Consider the following 25,335-nt stretch of genomic DNA (forward strand, 5'->3'; position numbering starts at 1 on the left):
CGCCGACCAGCATCAACGCGGCTGCACAGCGGCGAGGACCTCTGGCCCACGGGCGGTCAACCGCTCTTCGGCGAGACGTGCACCGAGCACAGCTCCGATGATCCCGATGGCGATCCCGACCGGCAGGGCCAGCCACAGTACGGCGGTGAGGTCGAGGGCTAGGCCGGTGATCAGCACGATCAGCACCGGGATCACCGCGACCAATTGGCCAAGGCTGGTGGCAACTTGCACCAAAGCCTTTGCGCAGCCTGGATTTCCGGAGGATGCGAAGGGGTTTCCGGTGCGCGCGGGTAGCGGGTAGGGCGCGGTTACCGACAGGAATACGGCCGAACCCGCGCCGACGCCGAGCACAGCGAACAGTAGCGACAGCGTCCACGGGTACATCGACCAGCGGCCGAGCGCACCCGGCAACACAACCGCCAGCAGCACAGACGGCAGACCGATCACCAGCAGCAGGGCCAGCAGTCGCCCGCGCACATCGGCGCGTGCCGCGCCGGGCGTCACCAATGTCTGCCAGAGTGCGGTGCCGTCGTACCCGTAGAGGTTATTGGCGGCCAGGCCCGCGAACCACGCGGCACTCACACCCGCGAAAACCACACCGCCCGAGCTTCCACCCTGGATCGCCGGAAACACCGGCAGCAGGGCTCCCACCAGCAGCACGGGCAAAAGCGCCGCCCGGCGTCGGCTATCTCGCGACCAAGTCCGCAACTCCTTGACCACCACCGCGCCCACCGGCCCTGTCGTCCGCACCCGGCTCAGCAGCATGCCACTCCCGCTCGCGCCGGATACCGAATCCAGCGGCGCGGTCAACCGTCGCCGCAACAGCATCGACCATGCCTGCCACAACACCGCTGTCAAGGCCGACAACCCGACCAACGCGCCCACCGCCGACAACCAGTCACCGCGCGCCGCCGCACCCACCGCAACCGGTGCCCACCCGGAAGGCAACGCGCACAACAGATTCGCCAACCAAGGTGCCGATTCCCGCACCGCATCCACATGATTCAGCAGGAAACTCATCGGGTAGTAGGCCAAACCGGCGAGCCCGGCAAGCAGCACCCCGAGGTCACGTCCGCGCCGGGAACGCATCGCGGCACCGATCCACGCCAGCACCACCCGCGAGAGCACCACCACGAATATCAACTGCAGCACCACACCGACCAGCGCCACCACGGCCGCGGCCCAACTCAGTTGCGCCGCGAGCACAATCAGTCCGGAGAAGGCCAACAGATTGATCACCGGCGCTGGCCCGACGAATGCCGCCGCCAATAACCCGGTGGCCAACTGCCGATGACTCAGCGGCAACAACCGCAGATGTTCCGGCTGCACGGTCTCATCGCTGCTGCCCATCAATACCGGACCGCACAGCCAGCCGAGCGTCCATATCCCGTACCACGCGGCGGCCACCGTGATACCACCCGACACATCACCGTCCCGCACCCCGAATCCGATGAGACCCGCTGTGCCGAGCGCGAATACGAGACCGATGATCACACCGCTGACGAATGTGACTCCCTGCCAGCCATTGCCCACCGCACGCTTGGTCAGCAGCAACCGCATCCGAATCAGGACGCCAACCACGACAGCCCGTCCTCTCCGCCGACCCGTCCACCGACCAGGTGCACGAACGCCGCCTCCAAAGTGCTTCCCGCACGCACCTCGTCGAGCGTGCCCGCGGCCACCACCCGGCCGCCGGTGATCACCGCGACCCGATCGCACAGGTTCTCCACCAGCGCCATCACATGACTCGACAGCACCACCGCACCGCCCGCCGCGACGAACCGCTGCAGAATGGTGCGAATCGTGCTCGCCGACACCGGATCCACCGCTTCGAACGGTTCGTCCAGCACCAGCAGCTTCGGTGCGTGCAGCAGTGCCGTCGCCAATCCGATCTTCTTGCGCATGCCCGCGGAGTAATCGACGACGAGAGTCCGTTCGGCACCGGTCAATTCGAAGACGCCGAGCAGTTCCTCGGCACGTTCGGCCAAGGTTTTCGCGGGCAGTCCGCGTAGTAAGCCGGTGTAGGTCAACAGTTCTCGGCCCGTCAGGCGCTCCGGTAGGGCAAGTCCATCCGGCAGTACGCCCGCCAAGGTCTTGGCGGTGATCGGATCGGCCCATACATCGACGCCGAAGATCCGCGCCTCTCCGGCGTCGGGCCGTAACAGTCCGCAGGCCATCGACAAGGTGGTCGTCTTGCCCGCACCGTTCGGGCCGACCAGCCCGAAGAACGAACCCGGCGGCACCGTGAGCCCGATATCGTCGACCACCCACGGACCACCGAATCGCTTATAGAGCCCGGTCAGCTGCAACGCAGGATGCACTGTCTATCCCCCCTGGTCTTCGGTTCCCATCTCCTACGTTACGGACGAACCGGCGTCCGGGTTCGAAAAAAATGCTGCCCGCCCCCAAAAGAGGCGGGCAGCATCAGCGCTACACCTTCGCAGTCGCCAATTCTTGCTGCACCGGCGCATCCCAATCGATCCGATACCGCTGCTCGACACCCATGGTCTTCTCCGGGTTCATCCCCTTGATCAGCAGCGGCATCAGCATGGACATCATCCGGCGCGCCACCGGCCCGGGGGTCTTGCTGTGGTTGATCTTGCGCGCCCGCGCCGCGACGGCCTCCACCCGCGGCCGCCGCAGCCCTTCATAGGCGGCGAAGGCCGAGGCGTGATCAGGCAGATCCCGCAGACAGCGCGCCAATTGCACCGCGCTCTCGATGGCCAGCGACGCCCCCTGACCGGAACTGTTGGACGGCGCATGCACCGAATCCCCGACCAACACCATGCGCCCCCGATACCAGGTCGGCACCGGCGGCATAATGTGCAGTGCCCCAGTCGTTTCCAGGTTTTCGGCGGTGGTCCTGCGAGCGAATTCGCCGCCCGGAGTGTCCTCGGCATAGGTCTCCCGCAGGATTGCCAACCAGTGCTCGGCCGGAATCGCACGCGCCTCGGTCAGCGACAGATACTCCTTGTGCGGCAGATTGGCACCCCACATGACCTTGTCGTCGACGGTTCCGTAGAGGTAGTACGCCTGCTTCCCGAACGCGAAAACCATTGTCTCCGGCGCAATTCCGTAATCATTGTCGAGCATCGCGCCGAATCCGATCATCCCGGTGTACGCCGGTCCCGGATTATTCGGGTCGATGAGACCGCGCACCGTCGAGCGAATACCGTCCGCGCCGATCAATACATCGGCGGTGGCACTACTGCCATCGGCGAAATACGCGGTGATGCCGTCCGCGGCCTCCTCGACGCGCACGAGTCGCTTGTTGTACTCGAAAGGAACGCCCGCGGCGACCGCATGATCATGCAGCGTCCGGTGCAATTCATTGCGGTCGACCATCTTCAACGACGGAACATCTGGCATTTCCGGCATCCGCAATACTTTGCCGCCGACCGACAGCTGGGTATGCGATATCGGACTCGCGATCTCGCGAACGCGGTCGCCCGCGCCGACAATATCAAGGGCGGCAACACCATTCGGCGCCAATGCCAGCCCGCTGCCGATCCCGTAGGTAGGCCCCGGATAGGCCTCGTAGACGCGAGCGGCAATGCCCGCCTTGTGCAATGCGGTCGCGGTGACGGGTCCGGCGATACCACCGCCGATAACGATCGCCGTTTCTGTTGTGGACATGGGTGTACTCCAGTTATGTGCGATACGGGTTTCTTCGAAGCCCGAACCGACCGTCCCATCGCACACCCAGTTATCCTGTGGTTGCCAGCCTTGTAGCCGGGTGCGCGCATGCGGACGCGGTTCGAGACGGTTACATCGGGCTCGGCGGCGGTGTTGCCGCACCCCGCCGGGCCTGGTCTCTAGTCCGTCATCCCCCTTTCCACCAGCTCCGTGACCTCGGCGGGCGACATGCCGACGGCATGCATATGCCGCCAGAGATCAACGCCGGGGAAAGTGCCCGCGGCGATCTCGTCACGCAGCGACGCGGCCCACGCCACCTCGGCCTCCAGCATCGCCACGCCGTATTCGGCTTCGACGACGAACAGCCGGGGCAGATTGGCGCCCGCGAGTTGATCGAGTTCTCGGCGCGCAGCCTCGATGATGCGACCCAGCGCCTCGATGCGCCTGCCGAGCAACTCGACGACTTCATCCGGCGGCAGCGCCGCCACGACGGAGAGTCCGGCCGTGAACCGGTGGTGTTCCAGCTCCGGCTCGGCGATCAATTCCCTTGTCCAGTCGGCCATTTCGGCGCGACCGGCATCGGTGATCGCATAGATCGTGCGTTCCGGCCGAGCGCCGTCGCGCTCATTGCCGACGACCTCGAGGAAGCCCGCCTTCTCCATGTTCTGCACGACGGTGTACAGCGAGCCCCATTTGATGTCCATATCGCGGTCCTTGCCGCGCTCACGCATCTGCGAGGCGATTTCGTAGCGGTGCATCGGCCGTTCGATGACGGTCGCGAGCACCGCCAGCGCCAGCAGATTGTTCACCTTGCGCTTCGTCGCCATGGGCACCTCCTTACTCGCCTACAAATATACGTCCACGAGTATTCGCGCACAAGTACCACCCGCACCAGCTCGCTCGACATGACAGCAGTCATCGAGAACGGCTCCTTCTCGACGTTTGCCGCCACCAGCGCATAGTGATCGACGGTCCAGATTGCGTGTCGCTCTTTCGTGGGAACTTACTGCGAAGTAAGGTCGGCTCATGGCATGGAAACCGAAAGATATGCCCGATCAGAGTGGGCGCACATTCATCGTTACCGGAGCCAACGGCGGTCTCGGAGTCGAGACCACCACGGTGCTCGCGAGCAAGGGCGGCACCGTGATCATGGCCTGCCGCAATGTCGCGAAGGCGCAGCCGATCGCCGACCGGATCGATGGCGACGTCCGGGTGGCGCAGCTGGATCTGGCGGATCTGGCCTCGGTGCGCGAATTCGCCGATAAGACCGGCGAATTCGATGTGCTGATCAATAACGCCGGTCTGATGAACATCCCGTTCTCACGCACCAAGGACGGATTCGAAACCCAATTCGGCGTCAACCACCTCGGCCATTTCGCGCTGACCGGACTGCTGCTCGATCGCCTCCGCGACCGAGTGGTGAGCCTGGCGAGCATCGCGCACAAGCAGACCCCCAAGCTGTGGATCGACGATCTCAACTACGAGAATCGCCGCTACCAGCGCAACCTCGCCTACGCCCAGTCAAAGCTGGCCAACCTGATGTTCGCCCGCGAACTGCAGCGGCGACTGACCGAGGCGGGTTCCGAAAAACGCTCCTACGCGGTGCACCCTGGCGTCTCTGCGACCGATCTGTTCGCGAGGACCGAAACCCCACTGGACCGGATCAGCAAGCCCTTCATCCGCATCGTCGGCCATGCCCCGGCCAAGGCCGCCCACTCCACCCTGTTCGCGGCCACCATGCCCGATGCCGATCCCGCCACCTACTGGGGTCCGAACCGGTTGTTCCAGAGCCAGGGCCCGGTCGAACCGTCGCCGTCGAGCAAGCTGTCGAAGAATCCGGAACTGCTGCGCCGCCTATGGGAGGAATCCGAACGCATGACCGGGATCACCTACAAGTTCTGAGGCCCGACCTGCTCCTACGTACCGTGTAGTAGACGGGTACCGTGGTATGCGTGTCCGCTCCACCTCGCCGCTCGGCACACAATCGCCCGGCCCTCATCGTGCTGGTGATCGTGGCCGCCCTCGCCTGCTTGGCATTGGGGTGGTGGCAGTGGGAGCGGTTCGAATCGGCGAGCGGCACGGGCCAGAATCTCGGTTACGCATTGCAGTGGCCGCTGTTCGCCGGATTCGCGGTCTTCGCCTATTTCCGGTTCGTGCGGCTGGAATCCGAAGCGGAGAAGGAGCCGAAAGCGGAACCGGCTCCCGCGAACGCGCACCGATCCGCGAAAGCCGCTGCGCCGCGCGAGATTCCGGCCGGACTGCTGCCCGAGCGGCCCAAGGCTGCCCGCGACGATGATCCGGTGCTCGCCGAATACAACAAATATCTGGCCGAGCTGCACGCACAAGATATCGACCAACATGTCCGGGACGCGGGCCTCGCCCACGACACACAGAGGAGCGCCGGTTGACCACCAGCGAGAACTCGACCGAATCCGCCGCGACGCTCGCACCCGAGCCGACGGCCACCAATGTCGCGAAGATCAAGCCCGCACTGCTGCGCTACCGGGTACTCGCCTGGACGACGGGTCTATGGCTGCTGCTGCTCACCGGCGAAATGATCGCCAAGTACGGCTTCGACGTGCACACCCCGAACTGGATCGCGGTAGTGCACGGCTGGGTCTACTTCGTCTACCTGCTGGTCACCGCCGACCTCGCGGTCAAGGTGCGCTGGCCACTCCCGCGCACCGTCGGCACCCTGATCGCAGGCACCATTCCACTGCTGTCCTTCTTCGTCGAACACGTCAACGCGAACAAGGTCAAGCAGGACTTCAACCTCTGACCGACCGCGAACGCCGCCCCCTTCGCGAGGTCCGCCCATCGCCGGGATCAGCACCCGGCGCGCAACGTACATCCGTCACCGGGATCCGCACAGGTTGCGGCCGCTCGAGCCATACGCTGATTCAGGACTCGGCGAGGGCCGCCAGGGCAGGAAGAAGCTGGGTGAGCGCGCGACCACGATGGGACACGCCGTCCTTCTCGGCCGGGGTCAGCTGAGCAGCAGTGATATCGCTGCCCGCCGGAATGAACAGCGGGTCGTAGCCGAAACCACCGTCGCCCACCGGCTTCCGGCCGATCGCACCGGGCCATTCGCCGCGCACCACGATCTCGGTGCCGCCCGGCACCACCAGCGCACAGCTGGAGACGAACTGTGCGCCGCGCCGCTCGTCCGGTACGTCACCGAGTTGGGCGAGCAGCAGGGCGTTATTGGCCGCATCGTCGCCGTGCACCCCGGACCAGCGCGCGGACAGCACGCCGGGCATCCCGTTCAACGCGTCCACCGCGATCCCGGAATCATCTGCGACACAGGGCAATCCGGTGGCAGCGGCACCATCGCGTGCCTTCGCCAGCGCATTCTCCTCGAAAGTCGCGCCGGTCTCGGGCGCCTCGTCGTAGCCGGGCACATCGCCGAGTCCGACGATCTCGATGCCCGCGATACCGGCGTCGGCGAGGATCCGACGCAGCTCGTTCAACTTCTTGGCATTGCGACTGGCGACCAGGACGCGGCGCGACATCACTTCTTCTTCGACTCGGCAGGCTGCGGCAGCACACCCGGATACGGCAGTGCCAGCGCCTCTTTCTGGATGACGAACAGCCGCTCACAGCCGATGAGTGCGGAGTCGAGCAGCTTGTCCAGGGTGGAGCGCGGGAAGGTGGCGCCCTCACCGGTGCCCTGGATCTCCACCAGCGTGCCGGTGTCGGTAGCGACCACATTCATATCGACCTCGGCGCGCGAATCCTCTTCGTACGGCAGGTCCAACCGCACCCGGCCGTCGACGACGCCGACGCTCACCGCGGCGATCGCACACGAGATCGGCTGCGGGTCGGCCAACCCACCCGCCGCACCCAGGTATGTGACCGCATCGGAGAGCGCGACATACGCGCCGGTGATCGCCGCGGTCCGCGTGCCACCGTCGGCCTGCAGCACATCGCAATCGATGGCAATGGTGTTCTCGCCGATGGCGGCCAGGTCGATGCATGCCCGCAGCGACCGGCCGACCAACCGGCTGATCTCCTGGGTGCGCCCGCCGACCTTGCCCTTCACCGATTCCCGCCCGCTGCGGGTATGCGTGGCCGCGGGCAGCATCGCGTATTCGGCGGTGAGCCAGCCGAGTCCGGAATCGCGACGCCACGGGGGCACGCCCTCGGTGACGCTCGCGGTGCACATCACCCGGGTCTGCCCGAACTCCACCAGCACCGAACCGGCTGGATGCGTGGTGAAGCCACGGGTGATCCGTACCTCGCGGAGCTCATCGTCCGCCCTGCCATCGGCTCGTCTCGACACGCGCCAAGCCTAGTCACATGGCCTGCCGCGCGCGGCAGCCGGTCAGATGTCGAAGGTTTCGCCCGGTGCGACGGCGTGCACCGGTCCGGAGAACTGCGCCTTCGCCTCGGCGATCACGTCCTCGCGGGACGTCCACGGCGGAATATGGGTGAGCAGTAGCTCTTTCACGCCCGCACGCGCGGCGATAATGCCCGCCTCGGCGCCGGACAGATGAATGCCCGGCGGCCGGTTGGCCGGATCGTGCGTCCAGGACGCCTCCGACATGAGAATGTCGGCGCCCTGCGCGAGTTCGAGTACCGCATCGCACATCGCGGTGTCGCCGGTGTAGACGAAGGTCCGCCCGGACGCGGTCGCGATGCGCAGCCCGTACGACTCCGGCGGGTGATACATCCGACGCGCGAGCACCGTATGGCCAGGCCCGAATTCGACCGCTTCGCCCTCGACCCACGTCTGGTGATCGATGACGTCGGACCAGTCGTCGCATTCCCCGCCGATTTCGGCGGAGGCATTGCCGATGCGCACCGCGCTGTCGGAGGGACCACGCACGATCGCCCGACCCGCCGGCGGTGTCGGATGGTAGCGCCGCCAGACCAGCAGTCCGGGCAGATCCAGGCAGTGATCGGCGTGCAGATGCGTGAGGAAGATATCGACCTCACCGGGATCGGCGTAGCGCTGCAATGCGCCGAGCACGCCGGGTCCGAAATCGATGACCACCGGCGACATATCCGGCCCGGTCAGCAGGTACCCCGACGCTGGGGAGTCCGGGCCGGACACACTGCCCGAGCACCCGAGGACGGTAAGGCGCATTCCCCCATGCTCCCACGACGAATTCTCACTCAAGAACCGATCCCCCACATTCCGCTGCGCGCCGCGCGATCACCGCGGCTGCGCATTGACTCCGGCTCGATCCCCGCGACGGTGTCGACGTTCATCACCAGAGAGTACCCAGCCGGCCAGCACTCCACCCATTGCCCCGAAAAGATGCCCCTGCCAAGAGATTCCGGGCTGTCCGGGCAGCACACCCCACAGCACCGACCCGTAAATCGCCAGTACAACCAGCCCGATGCCGATCTGCACGAGATTGCGCGCGAACCAGCCGCGCGAGATGAGGAACGTCAGCCAGCCGAAGATCAGCGAGGATGCGCCGAGATGCACCGATCCGGTAGCGCCGGTGAGCCAGACGCCGACTCCGGCCACGATCCAGATGATCGCGGTGGCGGCGAGTCCGCGCCCGATGCCCGCGAGCAGGGTGATGAAGCCGAGGACGATAACCGGAAGCGTATTGGCGAACAGATGGTCCCAGCCGTGGTGCAGGACAGGGGCCCAGAGAATGCCCCACAGGCCATCCGCCTCGCGCGGCTCGATGCCGTTGTAATCGAGTTGGTTGTGGTCGAGGTTGTCGACGCCTTCCACGCCGTAGAGCAAGCCGACGAATGCGGTGATGATGACGCCCGCGCGCAGCCAGAGCTGTTTGATCGGCGCGAAGCTACTCGGCTTCGCAGGTGTCGAACCGATCGGCTGCCCGAGCTGGGCGCGTAATGCGGCGACCCGCTCCGGATCGAACGACGAACCGATTCCCGAACCGCCGGTCATCGCAACCTCCTCGTCGAGCGAGGCCCGGACGCCGACGATATGCGACAGGGGCCCGCTCTTTCGAGAGTACCGGGGCAAATCGCGGCCAAACGGCCAGTCATACGGGCGTGAGCGCGCACTTTCCGCACGAAAGAGCACGCTCAGACCGGATCGATCGAAACTCAGGCCCAGAGCTGGCCGTCGAGGCGCTCCTCGGCCTCTTCGAGAGTTCCGTCGTACGCCCCGGTGGACAGGTACTTCCACCCGCCATCGGCAACCACGAAGGCGATATCCGCCCGCGTGCCCGCCCGCACGCATTTGCGCGCGACACCGAGTGCCGCGTGCAGAATCGCGCCGGTCGAAATGCCCGCGAAAATGCCCTCTTCCAGCACCAGCTCGCGCGTGCGCTTCACCGCGTCGAAGGGACCGACCGAAAAGCGAGTGGTCAGCACCGACTCGTCGTAGAGCTCGGGAATGAAACCCTCGTCGATATTGCGCAGTCCGTACACGAGTTCGCCGTAGCGCGGTTCGGCCGCGACGATTTCGATGCCGGGCACCTTCTCGCGCAGGAAACGGCCGGTCCCCATGAGCGTGCCGGTGGTACCGAGACCCGCGACGAAATGCGTGATCTCGGGCAGGTCGGCAAGGATTTCCGGGCCGGTGGTCTCGTAGTGCGCCAAGGCATTGGCCGGATTGCCGTACTGGTACAGCATGACCCAATCCGGATTCTCCGTCGCGATCTTCTTGGCCAGCGCGACCGCCTGGTTCGAACCGCCCGCGGCCGGGGAATCGATAATTTCCGCACCGAACATGGTCAGCAGCTGACGACGCTCGACCGAGGTGTTCTCCGGCATCACGCAAACCAGCCGGTAGCCCTTGAGCTTGGCTGCCATTGCCAGTGAAATGCCGGTGTTTCCGCTGGTCGGCTCCAGGATCGTGCAGCCGGGCGTGAGCCGACCGTCGGCCTCGGCCTGTTCGATCATCCGCAGGGCGGGACGGTCCTTGATGGAACCGGTCGGATTACGGTCCTCGAGCTTGGCCCACAGTCGCACCGGATTTTCACCGTCCCACTGCGGAGACAGGTTTCGCAGCCCGACCAGCGGGGTGTTACCGAGGGTCGCGATCAGCGATTCGTAGCGCGCCACGGGGTCGATCAGCCTCCGGCGACGGCGGGCAGGATGGTGACGCTCGCGCCCTCGGGCACCTCCGCGTCGAGACCGCCCGCGAAGCGCACATCCTCGTCGTCGACGTAGATGTTGACGTAGCGGTTCAGCTTGCCGTCCTTGAGCAGCCGCTCCGCGAGGCCCGGATGGTTGGCCTCGAGATTGTCGATCAGCGCGGACAGGGGCGAGCCCTGCGCGTCGACGCGCTTCTCGCCTCCGGTAAGGCCACGCATGATGGTCGGGATGGACACGGTTACCGGCATGGGGACTCCTCGAATTCGACGAACATGGGTACTAAGCGGTCTCGTACGCATCGACGATCCGGACCGGCTCCTCGGTGACCTCACCGTCCACGATCCGGTAGCTGCGCAGCTCGTGCTGCTCCGGATCGCGGGTGGAGATCAACACGTAATGCGCGAACGGCTCGGACGCGTAAGAGATATCGGTGCGGCTCGGATAGGCCTCGGTGGCGGTATGCGAGTGGTAGATGACCACCGGTGTCTCGTCGGCATCGTCCATGGCCCGCCACACCTTCAGCTGTTCACCGGAATCGAACCGGTAGAAGGTCGGCGAGCGCTCGGCATTGACCATGGCGATGAACCGCTCCGGCCGATCCGAACCCTCCGGACCGGCGATGACGCCGCAGGCCTCGTCCGGGTGATCGGCGCGCGCATGCGCCACCATCGCCTCCACCAGGTCGGTCCTGATCACCAGCACGAGTCAAACCCTTCCGCATTCGGCATATCCGCTGCCGACACATCGCACCCGACAACGACCCAGAATATTCGGCTATTCCCGTCCGCCTGTCGGCCGGTACCCTCCCTGGCGCTGTTGCCATGGCTCCCGCCCACTTTCGCGGAACCTGCCCGGCATGTCGGGCGGCGAGTCGCTGTGCGAGGCCGTCCGAAGCTGCGCGGCACCCGCTCCGAGCGTGGCACGTCGAGAACCGAGGCTGTGCGGGACCACTACGCGCGCGAGAAGAGATCGGAGTACGCGGGGATGCCCGCTACGGAATGGGCGGACAGGATTGCGTCGACGATGGCGCGCTCGACGCAGACGGCGGCCGCGGTACAGACCTCGTCCAGGACCAGCAGGTCGGATGGGAAGGCAGGCGGCAGCGCGGTCTCGGTGATTTCGGCGGTGCCGGTGGACAGGGCGAATATGGTGTCACCGTCGAGGGGCGAGTGAGCGGGGCGGATGGCGCGGGCGAGCCCGTCGTGGGCGGTGGTGGCCATGCGCTGACAGCTGGCCGGGTCCAGGGGTGCGTCGGTGGCGACGACACCGATGGTCGTGTTGAGGACGGTGCCCTTGACCGGGAGAGCGTTGGCCACGGCCAGTTGCTCGGGCGTAGCGGGATACCGTCCGAATGCGTCGGGCCCGTCGGTGCCGACCCCCCACGGCAGGCCGGTGCGCGGGTCGAAAACCGAGCCGACGGGATTGGCGACAACCAGCGCCGCCACCGTGACGCCCGCGGCGGGACCCGCGCCGAGCACGACGCTCGCCGTTCCCACGCCGCCCTTGATCGAACCGGCCCGCGCGCCGACGCCCGCGCCCACGCACCCGCGCTCGAACTCCTCCGCCGCCGCCTCCGCCGCCAGGAAGCCGAAATCGGCGGTCGGTCGAATTCGCCAGTCCCCCACCGGAAGATCGAAGATCACCGCGGCGGGAACGATGGGCACCACTCGACTCGGATCGGTCGGATCCATCGGTATGCCCTCGTGATGTTCCTCCAGCCAACGCATGACGCCGTCCGCGGCCGCGAGCCCGTAGGCGCTGCCGCCGGTCAGCAGGATCGAATTCACTTGGCGCACAGTGTTGCCCGGGTCGAGCAGATCGGTTTCCCTGGTGCCCGGCCCGCCGCCACGCACATCGACCGCGGCGACCGCGCCGCCGGGCACGCGCACGACGGTGCAGCCGGTCGCCGCGCCGGAACCCAGCGTCGCGTCCGGATCGAGCACATGATGATGTCCGACCAGCAGGCTGGGGACATCGGTCAGCGAATTACGCTGTCCTGCTTGCACATTCACAGCATTTACTCCTCGAGCAGCACGGCCCGATGCCGTCAGGGCGCGAGGGCCTGCAGCAGCGAATCCTGCATCCAGGTCAGCCAGTGATACACATCCAGATGCGGCCCACGCGGATCGTCCGGTTCGAGATGATCCGGTGTCTCGGCATCGATTCCGAGCACCGTGCCCAATGCCAGCCGCACATCGGTCAGCGCGGTCAACCAGGCGTCGGCCTGCTCCGGCGTCAGCACGATCTTGCCGCCATCGGTCGGCACCGTGTTCAGCACGACCGATCCGGCCGCCAACTTCGCGTCGATGATCTCCGGCTCGTGCAGGCCGCGCAGCGCGCTGTTGAGATCGGCGCGATCGGCGTCGGGAGAGCCCGGCTCACTCCGGTGGAAGTCCGGCAGCAGCCGGTGCAGCCGGGGATCGTCGGGCGGGGTGGTATTGCCGCTGCGCAACCCGGTGAGCTCGGCGAGCTCATCGTCTGGTGCGGATTCGGCCCGCTCGGTCAGCAGGCCGGAAACGGCGCCGACCAGGGACCGCAGTACGCTCGCCTCACGCGCGTCCATTTCGGATCGCAATTTGAGGCCGCTCAGCGAGTTTTTCCGGCTCCACTTACGCACTGACGTCAGGGTAGTCGTACCGGTCAGTCGTCACGTTGCATGGTCGCCCAGAGTCCCGCGGCGTGTAGCCGTCGCACGTCCTGTTCCATTTTGTCCCGCGACCCCGACGACACCACTGCCTTGCCCTCGTTGTGCACCTTGAGCATCAATTCGGTCGCCTTCGCTTTGCTGTAGCCGAACAGCTTCTGGAAGATGTAGGCGACGTAGTGCATGAGGTTGACCGGATCATCCCAGACGACCGTTACCCACGGACGGTCCTCGGCCTCCAGGATCTCGGTGTATTCGACCGCCTCCGGAGTCGCCTGTGCCGCCGACAATGTCGCTTTCGCTTCGCACAAGGCCATAACACTCAGGGTACGACTCGACTCCGGATACACAACACCCGTCCACCACGAATTGACAGACACCCCGGCCACAGCCGCCTATCATGCCCGCCACGGCTGTCTACAGTGGCTCGGGTGGACATGCGCAGCACCGCACTGCTGACCGATCAGTACGAACTGACCATGCTCGCGGCCGCCCTCGGCGACGGCTCGGCGCACCGACGCTGCACCTTCGAGGTGTTTGCACGGCGCTTGCCGAATGGTCGCCGCTACGGCGTGGTCGCGGGCACCGGCCGACTGGTCGAGGCGCTGACGAATTTCCGTTTCGAGGAGCCGGAGCTCGATATCGCGGCCGGTTTCCTGGACTCGAAGACCATCGATTGGCTGCGCGAATACCGCTTCACCGGCGATATCGACGGCTATCAGGAGGGCGAGCTGTATTTTCCGGGCTCCCCGATTCTTTCGGTGCGCGGCAGCTTCGCCGAATGTGTCCTGTTGGAGACCCTCGCCCTATCGATCCTCAACCACGACAGCGCGATCGCCTCGGCCGCCGCCCGCATGGTAAGCGCGGCCGACGGCCGTCGGATGATCGAGATGGGCTCGCGCCGCGCCCACGAACTCGCCGCGCCGTCCTGCGCACGCGCCGCATATCTGGCCGGTTTCGACGCCACCTCGAATCTGGAGGCCGTGCGCCGCTTCGGTGTGCCTGGAGCAGGCACCAGCGCGCATGCGTTCACGCTGCTGCACAGCGCCGCGGACGGCGCGCACGAGGCGGCCGCGTTCCGCAGTCAGATCGAGGCGCTCGGCATCGGCACCACGCTGCTGGTCGACACCTTCGATATCACCCAGGGGGTGGCGACCGCGATCGAGGTCGCCGGACCCGAATTGGGTGGTGTGCGTATCGATTCCGGTGATCTCGGCGTTCTGGCGCGGCAGGTGCGAGACCAACTCGACGGACTCGGTGCGACCAAGACCCGCATCGTGGTCTCCGGCGATCTGGACGAGTACGCGATCGCCGCACTGCGCGCCGAACCGGTGGACGCCTATGGGGTCGGGACGTCACTGGTCACCGGGTCCGGGGCGCCCACCGCAGGAATGGTCTACAAGCTGGTCGAGGTGGACGGGCTGCCGGTCGCCAAGCGCAGCAGCCACAAGGAGTCGCGCGGCGGCACCAAGAAGGCGATTCGGCTGTCCCGCCGGACCGGCACAGTGGTCGAGGAGATCGTCTATCCGGCCGCCGGAACCCAGCCCGCCGCAGACGGATTCGAGGTTCGCGAACTGCTGGTCCCGCTGGTGCGCGACGGCGCGGCGGTCGATGGGCTGCCCACGCTCGCGGACAGCCGCGAGTTGGTGGCGCGCGGTTTGGTCAGTCTGCCGTGGGAGGGCCTGAAACTATCGGCTGGGGAGCCCGCGATTCCGACGACATTTGCGAACTGACCAGGACGGCTTCGGCATTGCGTCGCTTGGCCAGCCAATCCACGAAGGAGATCGCTACCAGCACGACCAGGAACCCCTTGATCAGCAGCGCCACCCAGTCACCGACTCTGTCGGGTCGGTCACCGAGCAGAAAAGCGGTGGCGAGATAGGCCGTATAGCCGATGAAGAGTGCGATCGAAATTCTGACGGTACTGCTCACGTGGACCTCCGAGTGTTCGTAGCCCGCCCGATCGATCAGGCGGCACAATGTAATCCACAGACAGGAGCCCGAGTGTTTACACCCTCGGCGCTCAGATCCTGGAAAGGTGAGGTCGACATGAACCGAGCGTTGATCATCGTCGACGTACAGAACGATTTCTGCGAGGGCGGATCACTGGCCGTCACCGGCGGGGCAACGGTCGCCCGGCGCATCACCGGCTACCTGAACTCCGCGCATTACAGTGCGGTCGTGGCCACCCGTGACTACCACATAGATCCCGGCGGCCATTTCTCCGAACACCCGGATTATGTGGATACCTGGCCGCCGCACTGCCGGGTCGGCACCTCCGGCGCGGATTTCCACCCCGCGTTGAACACCGAGCAGATCCAGGAGATCTTCTCCAAGGGCCAGTACTCCGCCGCCTATTCGGGTTTCGAAGGCGCCACCGAGGACGGCACCAGTCTGGCGGACTGGCTGCGCGAGCGCGCCATCGACGAACTCGACATCGTCGGAATCGCCACCGACCACTGCGTCCGCGCGACCGCACTGGACGCCCGCATCGAAGGTTTCGACACCAGGGTGCTGCTGGACTTCACCGCGGGCGTCGCACCCGATACGACCACCTCCGCACTCGACCGCATGCGTGCGGCGGGCGTGGATATCGAGGGTTCGGTCGTTCGCTGACGCAGACCGTCCACCTCGACCTGGCGCAGGACACGCCGGGTTCGCCGATGGAAGATGTGCGAAGCAGGCCGAGGATCCGATCGGCGGTGATCTGTGTCGGTCCCTGGCAGTAGGCTCGTCGCGTGCCCGAACTGCCGCCCGTCCCCGAGCTTTTGGCCACCGCCGTGCACGCGCTCGGCGGCAAGGAGCGCGTCGGGCAGGTGACGATGGCGGCGGCGGTCGATCACGCCATCGATACCAAGGAGCATCTCGCGGTGCAGGCGGGCACCGGTACCGGTAAGTCGCTGGCGTATCTGGTGCCGAGTCTGCGTCATGCGGTGCGCACCGGACGCACGGTGGTGGTATCGACCGCGACGATCGCGCTGCAGCGTCAGCTCGTCGACCGGGATCTGCCGCGACTGGCCGAGGCGCTGAGCAAACCGCTGGGTCGGGAGGCGAAATTCGCGATCCTCAAGGGGCGCAATAACTATCTGTGCCTGAACAAGATCAATAGTGTGATCCCGGACGAGCCCGCGGAGGCAGAACTCTTCGACGCATTCGCCATCTCGCGGCTGGGCCGGGAGGTGCAGCGGCTCAACGAATGGGCCTCCGATACCGAGACCGGTGACCGGGATGAGCTCGCTCCCGGCGTCACCGATCGGGCCTGGCGGCAGGTCAGCGTGTCGTCGCGGGAATGCCTCGGCAAATCGCGCTGCCCGTTCGGCCAGGACTGCTTCGCCGAACGAGCCAGGGCGGAATCGGCGCAGGCCGATGTGGTGGTGACCAATCACGCTCTACTCGCCATCGATGCGATCAGCGGCATCCAGGTGTTGCCCGAACACGATGTGGTCGTCATTGATGAGGCGCACGAATTGGTCGATCGGGTCACCGGCGTCGCCACTGCCGAACTGGCCGCATCGGCGATCAGCGCCGCCGCCCGGCGCTGCGCCAAACTCATCGACCAGCAGGAAGTGGACCGGCTGGAAGAGGCCGCCGAGGCCTGGCACACGATCCTCGACGAATTGCCCGCCGCACGCTGGGACACATTGCCCGATGGCATCGCGCCGGTGCTCGCACTGGTCCGCGATGCCGCCTGGAATGCCCGCACCGCGCTCGCGCCACAGGGCGGCACCACCGCACAGGGCGATCCGGAAAGCGCCGCCGCCCGCACCCAGGCACTGGCCGCCATCGATGAGGTGCACGACAGCGCGGTGCGCGCGTTGACCGCGTTCGACGAAGCCGATCCGGCCAAGCGTCACGACGTCATCTGGCTGGCCGCCGACGAGATCCGCGGCGTCACCCGGCGCACGCTGCGGATGGCGCCGCTGTCGGTGGGCGGACTACTGCGCAGCAGACTTTTCGGCACCGCCACCGTCGTGCTGACTTCGGCCACCCTGCAGATCGGCGGCTCCTTCGACGGACTCGCCATCACCTGGGGTCTGCCTGCCCAATCGGACAGCCGCAGCGATACCGCGACCGCGAACGGCGCGCAGGCACCGTCGGACGCGGAGACCGTGCGCTGGAGTTCGCTCGATGTCGGCTCGCCTTTCGACCATGCCAAGTCGGGAATCCTGTATGTGGCGAAGCATCTGCCCGCGCCCGGCCGAGATGGTCTGGCACCGGCCTACCTCGACGAAATCGAGCGGCTGATCAGCGCCGCGGGCGGGCGCACGCTCGGGCTGTTCTCCTCGATGCGCGCTGCCCGCGCGGCCACCGACGCACTGCGCGACCGGCTGAATACCCCCGTTTTGTGTCAAGGGGACGATGCAACCGGTGCGCTCGTGCGCAAGTTCGCCGACGACCCGGAGACCTCGCTGTTCGGCACGCTGTCACTGTGGCAGGGGGTCGATGTGCCGGGTTCGTCGCTGAGTCTGGTGATCCTGGATCGGATCCCGTTCCCACGACCGGACGATCCGCTGCTGACCGCGCGACAGCGGGCTGTCGAGTCGCGCGGCGGCAACGGCTTCATGACGGTCGCGGCCAATCACGCCGCGCTGCTGCTGGCCCAGGGCACCGGCAGGCTTTTGCGCAGCGTCGATGACCGCGGTGTCGTCGCGATCCTGGATTCCCGTTTGGCGACCGCGCGCTACGGCGGCTATCTGCGGGCCTCACTGCCGCCGTACTGGGAGACCGCCGATCCCGAAGTCGTCACCAAAGCGCTGCGGCGACTCGCCGCGGCAAGCGCCTGAGCAGGCCAAACTGTGAGACCACTCACAACGCATTCCAATATTTCCAGACAGAAGTAAGTTTGAGAATCGGTACTTCGGTGGAACCCCAATTCCCACACCGGATGTATCGACGGTCCCCGCGCCAAGCCCTGCACGCGGCGCGGGGACACCACAAATCCCTGTCACGGCCGGTCCACCCATGAGACCGTTTCCCAATGACGCACCAGCCAGATATCGACGCCCTCGGCGAATTCTTGATCAGCGCAAGATCTTTGGCCGAATACCGGGCGATCTTCGCACTGACCGAAGCCGACCTCGACGGACACATCCTCGACTGCCCGGGCGGCGCAGCAAGTTTCACCGCGGAGGCGAGTGAACTCGGGGCCAGGGTCATCGCGGCCGATCCGATCTACGCCCGACCCGCGGAGCAACTGCGCACCCTCGCCATCTCGGAAACCGATCGCGGAAACGTTTGGGCAACAGCACATCTGGACCGCTACCGGTGGGATTTCTACGGCGATCCGCAACAGCACCGAGCGATACGTCTGGCTGCCGCGGCCCGCTTCGGCGCCGACCTCACCGCCCATCGAGATCGGTACGTCGCGGCGCTGCTGCCTTCGCTTCCCTTCCCGGACAACAGCTTCGACCTGGTGCTGAGCTCACATCTGCTCTTCACCTATGCCGACCGCCTCGATCCGGATTTCCATCTGGCGTCCCTGCTCGAGCTCTCCCGAGTATCCGCAGGCGAGACTCGGCTGTACCCGCTGGTCGATCACACCGGCGCACGCCAAGACGATCTGGTCGCGTACCTGCGAAAAGAACTGCACGACAAGGGAATCCGCTCATCGCTGCGGGAAACCGCCTACGAGTTCCACCGCGGGGCGACCACGGTTCTGGTCCTGCACTCGATCAGATCGTCCACTTGAGGATCAACGTGACGACAGCCGCGATCACGGCCACCACGATCGCCGCCATGCCCCAGACAATGCCCCGACGCTGCCACGGACGGCCGTGGTCGAGCGAGAACTTGCCGGGACCGGTGAAGGCGACGACCGCGCCGGCGGTCGCGAACAGCAAGGGCATCTCGTAGCCCTTACCGGTCAGCAGGCCGCCACTCCAGGTGGCGTTGATCGCATTGATCATGGTGCCGAGCACGATGGCCGAGGCCAGCGGCGTCAGCAGGCCGAGCAGCAGCAGGATGCCGCCGGTGAATTCACTGAGTCCAGCGAGGGTACCGAACAGTTTTCCGGGGTTGTAGCCCATGGAATCGAAGGCGGCGGCGTTGCCGCGCCAACCTGGGCCACTGAACCAGCCGAACAGTTTCTGTGAGCCGTGCGCCGCGAGCAGGCCGCCGAAGACGACGCGCAGCACCAAGAGGCCGATATCGGCGGCGGAGTTGTCGAGGGTCGCGCCATCCGGATTGGTGGAGCGGTCGAGTGTGCCGTTGGAAGTCATGCTGGTCCCCATCCGTGCATTCGGTTATGAACAATGGCTTGTTTAGCCTCGGCAATGAAGCGGACTGCGGTCCGATTATCGCACAGTGCAGGCCAACCACGCGATAGGCGAGGCTTATTCCGCGAGGAAGAAGAAGTATCCGAGGAACATCACCATCAGCGCCCACATCGCCGGATGCACCTCTTTGACGCGCCCCTTCGCGACCATGACGATCGGATAGAACAGCATGCCCATCGCCAGACCATTCGCGATCGAGTAGGTCAGCGGCATCATGACGACGGTGATGAAGGCCGGAATCGAGTATTCCAGCCGATTCCAGTCGATCTCGCCGAGCGCGCGGGCCATCAGCACGCCGACCACGATCAGCGCGGGCGCGGTAATGGCAGCCGAACCAGCGACCACCGCGAATATCGGGTAGCAGAACATGGCGATCAGGAACCAGCCCGCGGTAGTCACGGCGGTCAGACCGGTCCGTCCGCCCGCTGAGACACCCGCCGTCGATTCGACATACGCGGTGGTGGTCGAGGTGCCGATGACCGCGCCCGCCATGGTGCCCACCGAGTCCGCGGCGAGTGCGCTGGCCGCGCGCGGCAGTTTGCCGTCCTTGTCGAGCAGTCCGGCCTGGTTGGCGACGCCGATCAGGGTGCCCGAGCAGTCGAAGAAGTCGACGAAGAGCATGGTGAGAACGACGACGGCCATCTGCCCGGTGAACGCATCGGGCAGATGGATGATCGCCTGGCCGAAGGTGTGCTCGAGCCCCTTCGGCATCGCGACGACACCCTTGGGCAGATCGACCAGACCGCTGATGACGCCCACAATGGCCGTGAGCACGATGCCGTAGAGCACCGCACCGTGCCAGCCGATGACCAGGAACACCACGGTCATCACGAGACCGAACAGTGCCAGCAGCGTGGTGCCCTTGGTGAAGTCGCCGAGCGTGACGAGGGTGGCCTCGCTATTCACCACGATGCCGGCGTTCTTCAGCCCGAGGAATGCCACGAACATGCCGATGCCCGCGCCGACGGCCAGCTTCATCTGCATCGGAATCGCATTGAGGATGCGCTCGCGCACCTTGGTGATCGCGAGTACGAAGAAGATCACCCCGGACAGGAAGGTTCCCGATAGCGCCACCTGCCAGGGGATCCCCATTCCGAGCACCACCGAATAGGCGAAGAAGGCATTGAGACCCATACCCGGTGCGAGCGCGATCGGATACCTGGCCCACACCCCCATGACCAGCGTGCCGAAGACCGCGGCGACCGCCGTCGCGGTGAAGACCGCCTGCATGGGAATGCCCTTGGCGCCGAGCGCACCCTCGTCGCCGAGCACCGACGGATTCACTGCCAGCACATAGGACATGGCGAGGAAGGTGATGGTTCCGGCCATCAACTCGCGCTTCATGGTCGAACCGTTCGAACTGATGCCGAAGTACGCGTCGAGGCGTCCTCGGGTTCGTGTCAGAACGTCGGTGACCATGAGCTCTCCAGTGAAACGAGTACGGGGGTGCCAAGGCACGGTAGCCGACAATTCACTGGGCCCGAGAACCCGACCCATCACCAAGTGAGCCACGGCCACCATCAACCTCTGGCTCGCCTATTCGCTCCACTGACCCAACCGGACCATTGCCCTGGGCCCCGAAACTGAGCTCGGAGTAGGTCCCGGATTCGGCATCAACCGTTCGGGGCGATTACCAGGCCCAGTTCGGCGTCGCTGGCAAGCAGTTCGTTGTGGGGCAGGACGCGGACCGTGTAGCCGACGGCGCCGGACAGCGGGACCGGTGTTTCGACGGTGAAAAGGTCGACGCCGGATTCGGATCCGGTATGGGTCATGGGGAAGGTGGTGGTGTCGGAGAGGTCATCGGTCGGCGAGACTCGGCCGAGCACCGCTTGCACGCTGACGTCGGCGGGGGTGAGGCCGCCGAGGTCGATGCGGGCGGCGAGGGAGAGTTCGGCGCCGATGATCGGGGTGTCGGGCAGTCCCGCACTGTCGACCTGGATGATCTTGACCGAGGACCAAGCGGCCTCGACCCGGCGCCGGTACTCCGAAACCGCTCGGGCACCGGCGAATTCGTCGGCGCTCGCCCGTCGACCCGCGGACGCGGCTGGGGCGTAGTAGTCGACGGCGTAGTCGCGAACCATGCGGGAGGCCAGCACCTTGGGGCCGAGCGTTTGCAGGGTGTGACGCACCATCTCGACCCAGCGCACCGGCATATCCGAGCCGTCGCGATCGTAGAAGCGCGGTGCGACGGTACGTTCGAACAGGTCGTAGAGGGCAGCGGCCTCGAGGTCGTCGCGGCGGTGTTCATCGGAGACGCCGTCGGCGGTCGGTATGGCCCAACCGTTTTCGCCGTCGTACATCTCATCCCACCAGCCGTCGCGGATGGAGAGGTTGAGCCCGCCGTTGAGCGCGGACTTCATACCGGAGGTGCCACAGGCCTCCAGCGGACGCAAAGGATTGTTCAGCCAGACATCGCAGCCCCAGTACAGGTAGCGAGCCATGGACATGTCGTAGTCGGGCAGGAAAACGATGCGATGACGCACTTCCGGATTGTCGGCGAACCGCACGACCTGCTGGATCAGCGTCTTGCCGCCGTCGTCGGCAGGATGACTCTTGCCCGCGACCACCAATTGCACCGGTCGATCGGGATCCAGCAGCAGCGCACGCAAGCGCTGCGGATCGCGCAGCATCAGGGTCAACCGCTTATAGGTCGGCACCCGGCGCGCGAAACCGACGGTCAGCACATTCGGATCGAAAACGCTGTCGACCCAACCCAATTCGGCCGAAGCCGCACCACGCTCCAACCAGGACGCGCGCACCCGGCGACGCACCTCGGCAACGAGGGTGGCGCGCAAGGTGTTCCGGGTCGACCACAATTCCCCCAGGTCGAAATCGCGCAGCTTCTCCCAGCCACGCGCCTCCTCGACCAGCTCCGGGCCGATGTGTTCGCGTGCCTTGTCGAACCATTCGCGCGCGGCCCAGGTCGGGGCGTGCACGCCATTGGTGACCGAACCGATCGGCACCTCGGTCGCGTCGAAGCCCGGCCACAGCGGCGCGAACATGGCACGGCTCACCTCGCCGTGCAGTTTGGAAACACCATTGGCGCGCTGGGCGAGTCGCAAGCCCATATGCGCCATATTGAATACCGACGGATCGGCCTCACGACCGAGCGCGACGATCCGGTCGATGGAAAGCCCTGGCAGCATGGCGGATTCGGATTCGCCGTGGCCACCGCCGAAATACCTGCGCACCAACGGCATCGGGAACCGGTCGATACCCGCGGGCACCGGCGTGTGTGTGGTGAACACGGTAGCTGCCCGCACGGCGGTGAGTGCGGTATCGAAATCCAGTCCGGCCGAGACGAATTCGCGGATCCGCTCGACGCCGAGGAATCCGGCGTGGCCCTCGTTCATATGGAACACATCGGGATCCGGCAGCCCCGCGGCTCGCGTATAAGCGCGTACCGCCCGCACGCCACCGATACCGGCCAGGATCTCCTGCTTGATCCGATGGTCCTGATCACCGCCGTAGAGCCGATCGGTGACGGCGCGCAGTTCCGGATCGTTCTCGGCGATATCGGAATCCAGCAGCAGCAATGGCACCCGCCCGACCTGCGCGATCCACACCCGCGCCCGCAGCACCCGCTGATCGGGCATGGCCACATGGATCAGTACCGGCGAACCTTCGGTGGTCAGCAGGCGCAATGGCAGCCCCTGCGGATCCAGTGCCGGATAGTGCTCGGACTGCCAACCGTCCGCGGTCAGCGACTGCCGGAAGTAGCCGGAGCGGTAGAGCAATCCGACGCCGATCAGTGGCAGCCCCAGATCCGATGCGGATTTCAGGTGATCACCGGCCAGAATCCCGAGACCGCCCGAATAGTTCGGAAGTACCTCGGTGACGCCGAACTCCATCGAGAAATAGGCGATACCGCGCACCGGCTCGTCGGTCTGCCGCTGGAACCAGCCCGGCCGCGTCAGATAGTCGCGCAGATCCGCGGCCGCGGCATCCACCCGCCCGACGTAGTCCGCATCGGCGGCGAGCTCGTCCAACCGCGACGCCGGGACCTCGCCCAGCATCCGCACCGGATCGTGACCGAGCTCGCGCCACAACTCGGGATCGAGCTCCGCGAACAGATCCTGGGTAGCCCAATGCCACGACCAGCGCAGATTCGTGGAAAGTTCGCCCAGGGCCGCCAAACGCTCGGGCAGATGGGCACGGACGGTGAAACGACGGAGTGCCTTCACGTGCCGAACCCTACCGAATGCCGCGGCACCTGGTGGCTCCAGCAACCCAGGTCACTTGACCATATGCGCCGCATGCCCGATCAGGGTCACCGGAGGACGGCAGCCCCTGACGGTTAGACCACATGCAGCCGCACCGCAGGGTCGAAGGCGGCGAGATCGTCCGGGTCGGAGGTGACGACCATGATCGATTGCACAGCATGAGCAAGCACGATCACGTGTGCATCGACGACATCGGCGGTGCCAGTGGCGGCCAGCAACGCACCGACCGCGACGGCGTTGGTCTCGCTGAGGTCGGCGACGGTTACCGTATGTGCTTTCAAAAGCCGCGAAATCGCACGCTGACGTGGGCTATTCCGCCACGTCTGTGCCAGAACTGTTGCGGGGATGAGGATTTGGTAATTCCGCCGAGTTGCTTCTTGTAGCACAGCGACTGCGCGGGAGTTGCGTTTTTCGAGGCCGATCAATGCTCCGGAGTCGAGCACAATCATGCGGCACCGCCGAGCCGGTCCGTCGCTGCGGCGGCCTCGGCAGCGTCGAGAGCGGCGCCGGCCTCTTCTCTGTCGGCGTCGGTGACCCCCGCCTCGGTGGCGAGTTCGGTGAAGATGGCCTCGGCGGCCGCCCAGTCGGGTTCACGCCGGGCCAGCGCGGCGAACCAAGCCGACACCGACGACGCTAGTCCTGCTTCGACGGCGCGATCCGCCTTGGCGGCCAGGTCGTCCGGGATCGAGATCGTAATACGTGCCATGACCAGCATGATACGCAAAGTATGAACGTCTCATACTATTGCGTATCGGGCGGACGCAATGCCCTTGGCCACATCGCCACCTGGACCGAATAACGGTTCGCGATTACCCCGCGTGGGTGGCACCATCTGCTGATGCCGCACTGGATCGATGTGCTCCCCCAGTTCCTGCTGGCCTGCCTCATCCTGGCCGCACTGCCAGGACCCGCGACGGCGTTGTTCCTCCAGCGCGCCGTGCGCGACGGTCGCGCGGCGGGTCTGGCGGCGGTGGCGGGGAACGAGATCGGGGTGTTCGGGTGGACACTCGCCGGTGGCGCGGGTCTGTCTGTGCTGCTGGTCGCGAACCGGTTCATGAATACGGCGGTGCACGTCATCGGGGCGCTGGTGTTGATCTGGCTCGGCGTGCAGGCCTGGCGGGGCGCCCGCGGTGACGACGAATTCGGCGGCACAGCGTTTACCCGCCCCGCCGGCTGCCATCCCCGCGCGACAAAACTGCTGCCGACCGGCCGCACCCCTGGTTCGGCCTTCCGCGCCTCGCTGATCTCGATCGCGGCGAATCCGAAGGCGGCCGTCTTCGGCCTGACGATCCTGCCGCAGTTCCTGCCGTCGAGCGGTCCGGTGCTGCCGACCGTGCTGATCCTGGCGGGCATCCAACTGGTCATCGATACGGCCTGGTGCATCGGCATCGTGCTGGCGGCCGACCGCGCCGGGACCTGGCTGCGACGCACCGGCATCCGCCAGCGAGTGGAGCGCGCGCTCGGCGCGATCTTGGTCGCACTCGGCCTCGGTCTGGCGGCCGACGCACGCTGATCCCGTCCAACC

The 25,335-nt window shown here is 66.0% G+C and carries 27 protein-coding genes; 8 read left to right on the forward strand and 19 right to left on the reverse strand.

All coding sequences use genetic code 11. The annotated features are described in order from the left end of the window. Positions 1-12: 12 nt before the first annotated feature. From ACQP1T_RS33110 to ACQP1T_RS33125, 4 genes are all read right to left on the reverse strand, one after another. Positions 13-1,581 carry a hypothetical protein gene (locus tag ACQP1T_RS33110; protein WP_433756952.1) on the reverse strand — a complete coding sequence of 523 codons (1,569 nt, stop codon included), beginning with the start codon at positions 1,579-1,581 and terminating at the stop codon, positions 13-15. Further along, positions 1,566-2,321: an ABC transporter ATP-binding protein gene (locus ACQP1T_RS33115; RefSeq protein ID WP_433756953.1), complete on the reverse strand. Its 756-nt coding sequence runs from the start codon at positions 2,319-2,321 to the stop codon at positions 1,566-1,568. The genes ACQP1T_RS33110 and ACQP1T_RS33115 overlap by 16 nt, the downstream gene beginning before the upstream one ends. A 109-nt stretch (positions 2,322-2,430) precedes the next feature. After that, entirely contained in the window at positions 2,431-3,636 is a 1,206-nt protein-coding gene (locus ACQP1T_RS33120) for an FAD-dependent oxidoreductase (protein ID WP_433756954.1), read from the reverse strand. 179 nt (positions 3,637-3,815) lie between these two features. Further along, complete coding sequence (locus ACQP1T_RS33125) at positions 3,816-4,463, reverse strand: PadR family transcriptional regulator (RefSeq protein ID WP_433756955.1); 648 nt, start codon at positions 4,461-4,463, stop codon at positions 3,816-3,818. 199 nt (positions 4,464-4,662) lie between these two features. On the opposite strand from ACQP1T_RS33125, the gene ACQP1T_RS33130 reads away from it, so the two are divergent. Genes ACQP1T_RS33130 through ACQP1T_RS33140 form a run of 3 tightly spaced genes read left to right on the forward strand, consistent with a single transcriptional unit; the run spans position 4,663 to position 6,415 of the window. Further along, entirely contained in the window at positions 4,663-5,538 is an 876-nt protein-coding gene (locus ACQP1T_RS33130; protein WP_433756956.1) for an oxidoreductase, read from the forward strand. Positions 5,539-5,588: 50 nt separating this feature from the next. Continuing rightward, entirely contained in the window at positions 5,589-6,044 is a 456-nt protein-coding gene (locus tag ACQP1T_RS33135) for a transcriptional regulator (RefSeq protein ID WP_433756957.1), read from the forward strand. Then, positions 6,041-6,415 (forward strand): DUF3817 domain-containing protein, encoded by a 375-nt coding sequence (locus tag ACQP1T_RS33140; protein ID WP_433756958.1) that lies wholly within the window; start codon positions 6,041-6,043, stop codon positions 6,413-6,415. Before ACQP1T_RS33135 ends, ACQP1T_RS33140 begins: the two co-directional genes overlap by 4 nt. A 121-nt stretch (positions 6,416-6,536) precedes the next feature. Here ACQP1T_RS33140 and rdgB read toward each other — a convergent pair whose 3' ends face one another. The 10 genes from rdgB to clpS all read right to left on the reverse strand — a co-directional run bounded on the left by rdgB (position 6,537) and on the right by clpS (position 13,629). Then, positions 6,537-7,148 (reverse strand): RdgB/HAM1 family non-canonical purine NTP pyrophosphatase, encoded by a 612-nt coding sequence (gene rdgB, locus ACQP1T_RS33145; RefSeq protein WP_433756959.1) that lies wholly within the window; start codon positions 7,146-7,148, stop codon positions 6,537-6,539. Then, a complete protein-coding gene (rph, locus tag ACQP1T_RS33150) occupies positions 7,148-7,918 on the reverse strand; it encodes a ribonuclease PH (RefSeq protein ID WP_433756960.1) in 771 nt (256 codons plus the stop codon). The genes rdgB and rph overlap by 1 nt, the downstream gene beginning before the upstream one ends. Positions 7,919-7,960: 42 nt before the next feature. After that, positions 7,961-8,725: a cyclic nucleotide-degrading phosphodiesterase gene (locus ACQP1T_RS33155; RefSeq protein WP_433756961.1), complete on the reverse strand. Its 765-nt coding sequence runs from the start codon at positions 8,723-8,725 to the stop codon at positions 7,961-7,963. 69 nt (positions 8,726-8,794) lie between these two features. Further along, entirely contained in the window at positions 8,795-9,511 is a 717-nt protein-coding gene (locus tag ACQP1T_RS33160; protein ID WP_433756962.1) for a rhomboid family intramembrane serine protease, read from the reverse strand. A gap of 161 nt (positions 9,512-9,672) precedes the next feature. After that, positions 9,673-10,635 carry a PLP-dependent cysteine synthase family protein gene (locus tag ACQP1T_RS33165; RefSeq protein ID WP_433756963.1) on the reverse strand — a complete coding sequence of 321 codons (963 nt, stop codon included), beginning with the start codon at positions 10,633-10,635 and terminating at the stop codon, positions 9,673-9,675. Between the two features lie 8 nt (positions 10,636-10,643). Further along, positions 10,644-10,916 carry a MoaD/ThiS family protein gene (locus ACQP1T_RS33170; protein WP_433756964.1) on the reverse strand — a complete coding sequence of 91 codons (273 nt, stop codon included), beginning with the start codon at positions 10,914-10,916 and terminating at the stop codon, positions 10,644-10,646. Positions 10,917-10,947: 31 nt separating this feature from the next. Continuing rightward, the gene (locus ACQP1T_RS33175; protein ID WP_433756965.1) at positions 10,948-11,370 is read right to left on the reverse strand and encodes a Mov34/MPN/PAD-1 family protein; all 423 of its coding nucleotides are present in this window, start codon (positions 11,368-11,370) and stop codon (positions 10,948-10,950) included. A 248-nt stretch (positions 11,371-11,618) separates the two neighbouring features. After that, positions 11,619-12,680: a P1 family peptidase gene (locus ACQP1T_RS33180; protein ID WP_433756966.1), complete on the reverse strand. Its 1,062-nt coding sequence runs from the start codon at positions 12,678-12,680 to the stop codon at positions 11,619-11,621. Between the two features lie 35 nt (positions 12,681-12,715). Beyond that, on the reverse strand, positions 12,716-13,285 hold the full coding sequence (locus ACQP1T_RS33185) for a DUF2017 domain-containing protein (RefSeq protein WP_364355678.1): 570 nt from the start codon (positions 13,283-13,285) through the stop codon (positions 12,716-12,718). A 23-nt stretch (positions 13,286-13,308) separates the two neighbouring features. Further along, a complete protein-coding gene (clpS, locus tag ACQP1T_RS33190) occupies positions 13,309-13,629 on the reverse strand; it encodes an ATP-dependent Clp protease adapter ClpS (protein WP_157110647.1) in 321 nt (106 codons plus the stop codon). Positions 13,630-13,749: 120 nt separating this feature from the next. On the opposite strand from clpS, the gene ACQP1T_RS33195 reads away from it, so the two are divergent. The 4 genes from ACQP1T_RS33195 (at position 13,750) to ACQP1T_RS33210 (ending at position 19,001) form a co-directional block, all read left to right on the forward strand. Next, positions 13,750-15,045 carry a nicotinate phosphoribosyltransferase gene (locus ACQP1T_RS33195; RefSeq protein WP_433762456.1) on the forward strand — a complete coding sequence of 432 codons (1,296 nt, stop codon included), beginning with the start codon at positions 13,750-13,752 and terminating at the stop codon, positions 15,043-15,045. 316 nt (positions 15,046-15,361) lie between these two features. Then, positions 15,362-15,928, forward strand: coding sequence for a nicotinamidase (locus ACQP1T_RS33200; protein WP_433756967.1), 567 nt, complete (start codon positions 15,362-15,364; stop codon positions 15,926-15,928). Positions 15,929-16,050: 122 nt separating this feature from the next. Then, complete coding sequence (locus ACQP1T_RS33205; RefSeq protein ID WP_433756968.1) at positions 16,051-18,096, forward strand: ATP-dependent DNA helicase; 2,046 nt, start codon at positions 16,051-16,053, stop codon at positions 18,094-18,096. Positions 18,097-18,290: 194 nt separating this feature from the next. After that, positions 18,291-19,001, forward strand: a complete 711-nt coding sequence (locus ACQP1T_RS33210; protein WP_433756969.1) for a methyltransferase domain-containing protein — start codon at positions 18,291-18,293, stop codon at positions 18,999-19,001. Here the strand turns inward: ACQP1T_RS33210 and ACQP1T_RS33215 are convergent. The 5 genes from ACQP1T_RS33215 to ACQP1T_RS33235 all read right to left on the reverse strand — a co-directional run bounded on the left by ACQP1T_RS33215 (position 18,985) and on the right by ACQP1T_RS33235 (position 24,516). After that, entirely contained in the window at positions 18,985-19,530 is a 546-nt protein-coding gene (locus ACQP1T_RS33215; protein ID WP_433756970.1) for a DoxX family protein, read from the reverse strand. The genes ACQP1T_RS33210 and ACQP1T_RS33215 overlap by 17 nt on opposite strands. Before the next feature lie 114 nt (positions 19,531-19,644). After that, a complete protein-coding gene (locus ACQP1T_RS33220; protein WP_433756971.1) occupies positions 19,645-21,006 on the reverse strand; it encodes an NCS2 family permease in 1,362 nt (453 codons plus the stop codon). Positions 21,007-21,200: 194 nt separating this feature from the next. Then, complete coding sequence (glgP, locus tag ACQP1T_RS33225) at positions 21,201-23,771, reverse strand: alpha-glucan family phosphorylase (protein ID WP_433756972.1); 2,571 nt, start codon at positions 23,769-23,771, stop codon at positions 21,201-21,203. A gap of 113 nt (positions 23,772-23,884) precedes the next feature. Continuing rightward, complete coding sequence (locus tag ACQP1T_RS33230) at positions 23,885-24,091, reverse strand: hypothetical protein (protein WP_433756973.1); 207 nt, start codon at positions 24,089-24,091, stop codon at positions 23,885-23,887. A 164-nt stretch (positions 24,092-24,255) separates the two neighbouring features. Next, positions 24,256-24,516 (reverse strand): hypothetical protein, encoded by a 261-nt coding sequence (locus ACQP1T_RS33235; protein ID WP_433756974.1) that lies wholly within the window; start codon positions 24,514-24,516, stop codon positions 24,256-24,258. 132 nt (positions 24,517-24,648) lie between these two features. Here ACQP1T_RS33235 and ACQP1T_RS33240 point away from each other — a divergent pair, with 132 nt between their 5' ends. After that, positions 24,649-25,323, forward strand: a complete 675-nt coding sequence (locus ACQP1T_RS33240) for a LysE family translocator (protein ID WP_433756975.1) — start codon at positions 24,649-24,651, stop codon at positions 25,321-25,323. Positions 25,324-25,335 lie beyond the last annotated feature (12 nt).

Source organism: Nocardia sp. CA-135398 (assembly GCF_050955845.1).
In the GTDB taxonomy this organism is placed as follows: Bacteria; Actinomycetota; Actinomycetes; order Mycobacteriales; family Mycobacteriaceae; genus Nocardia.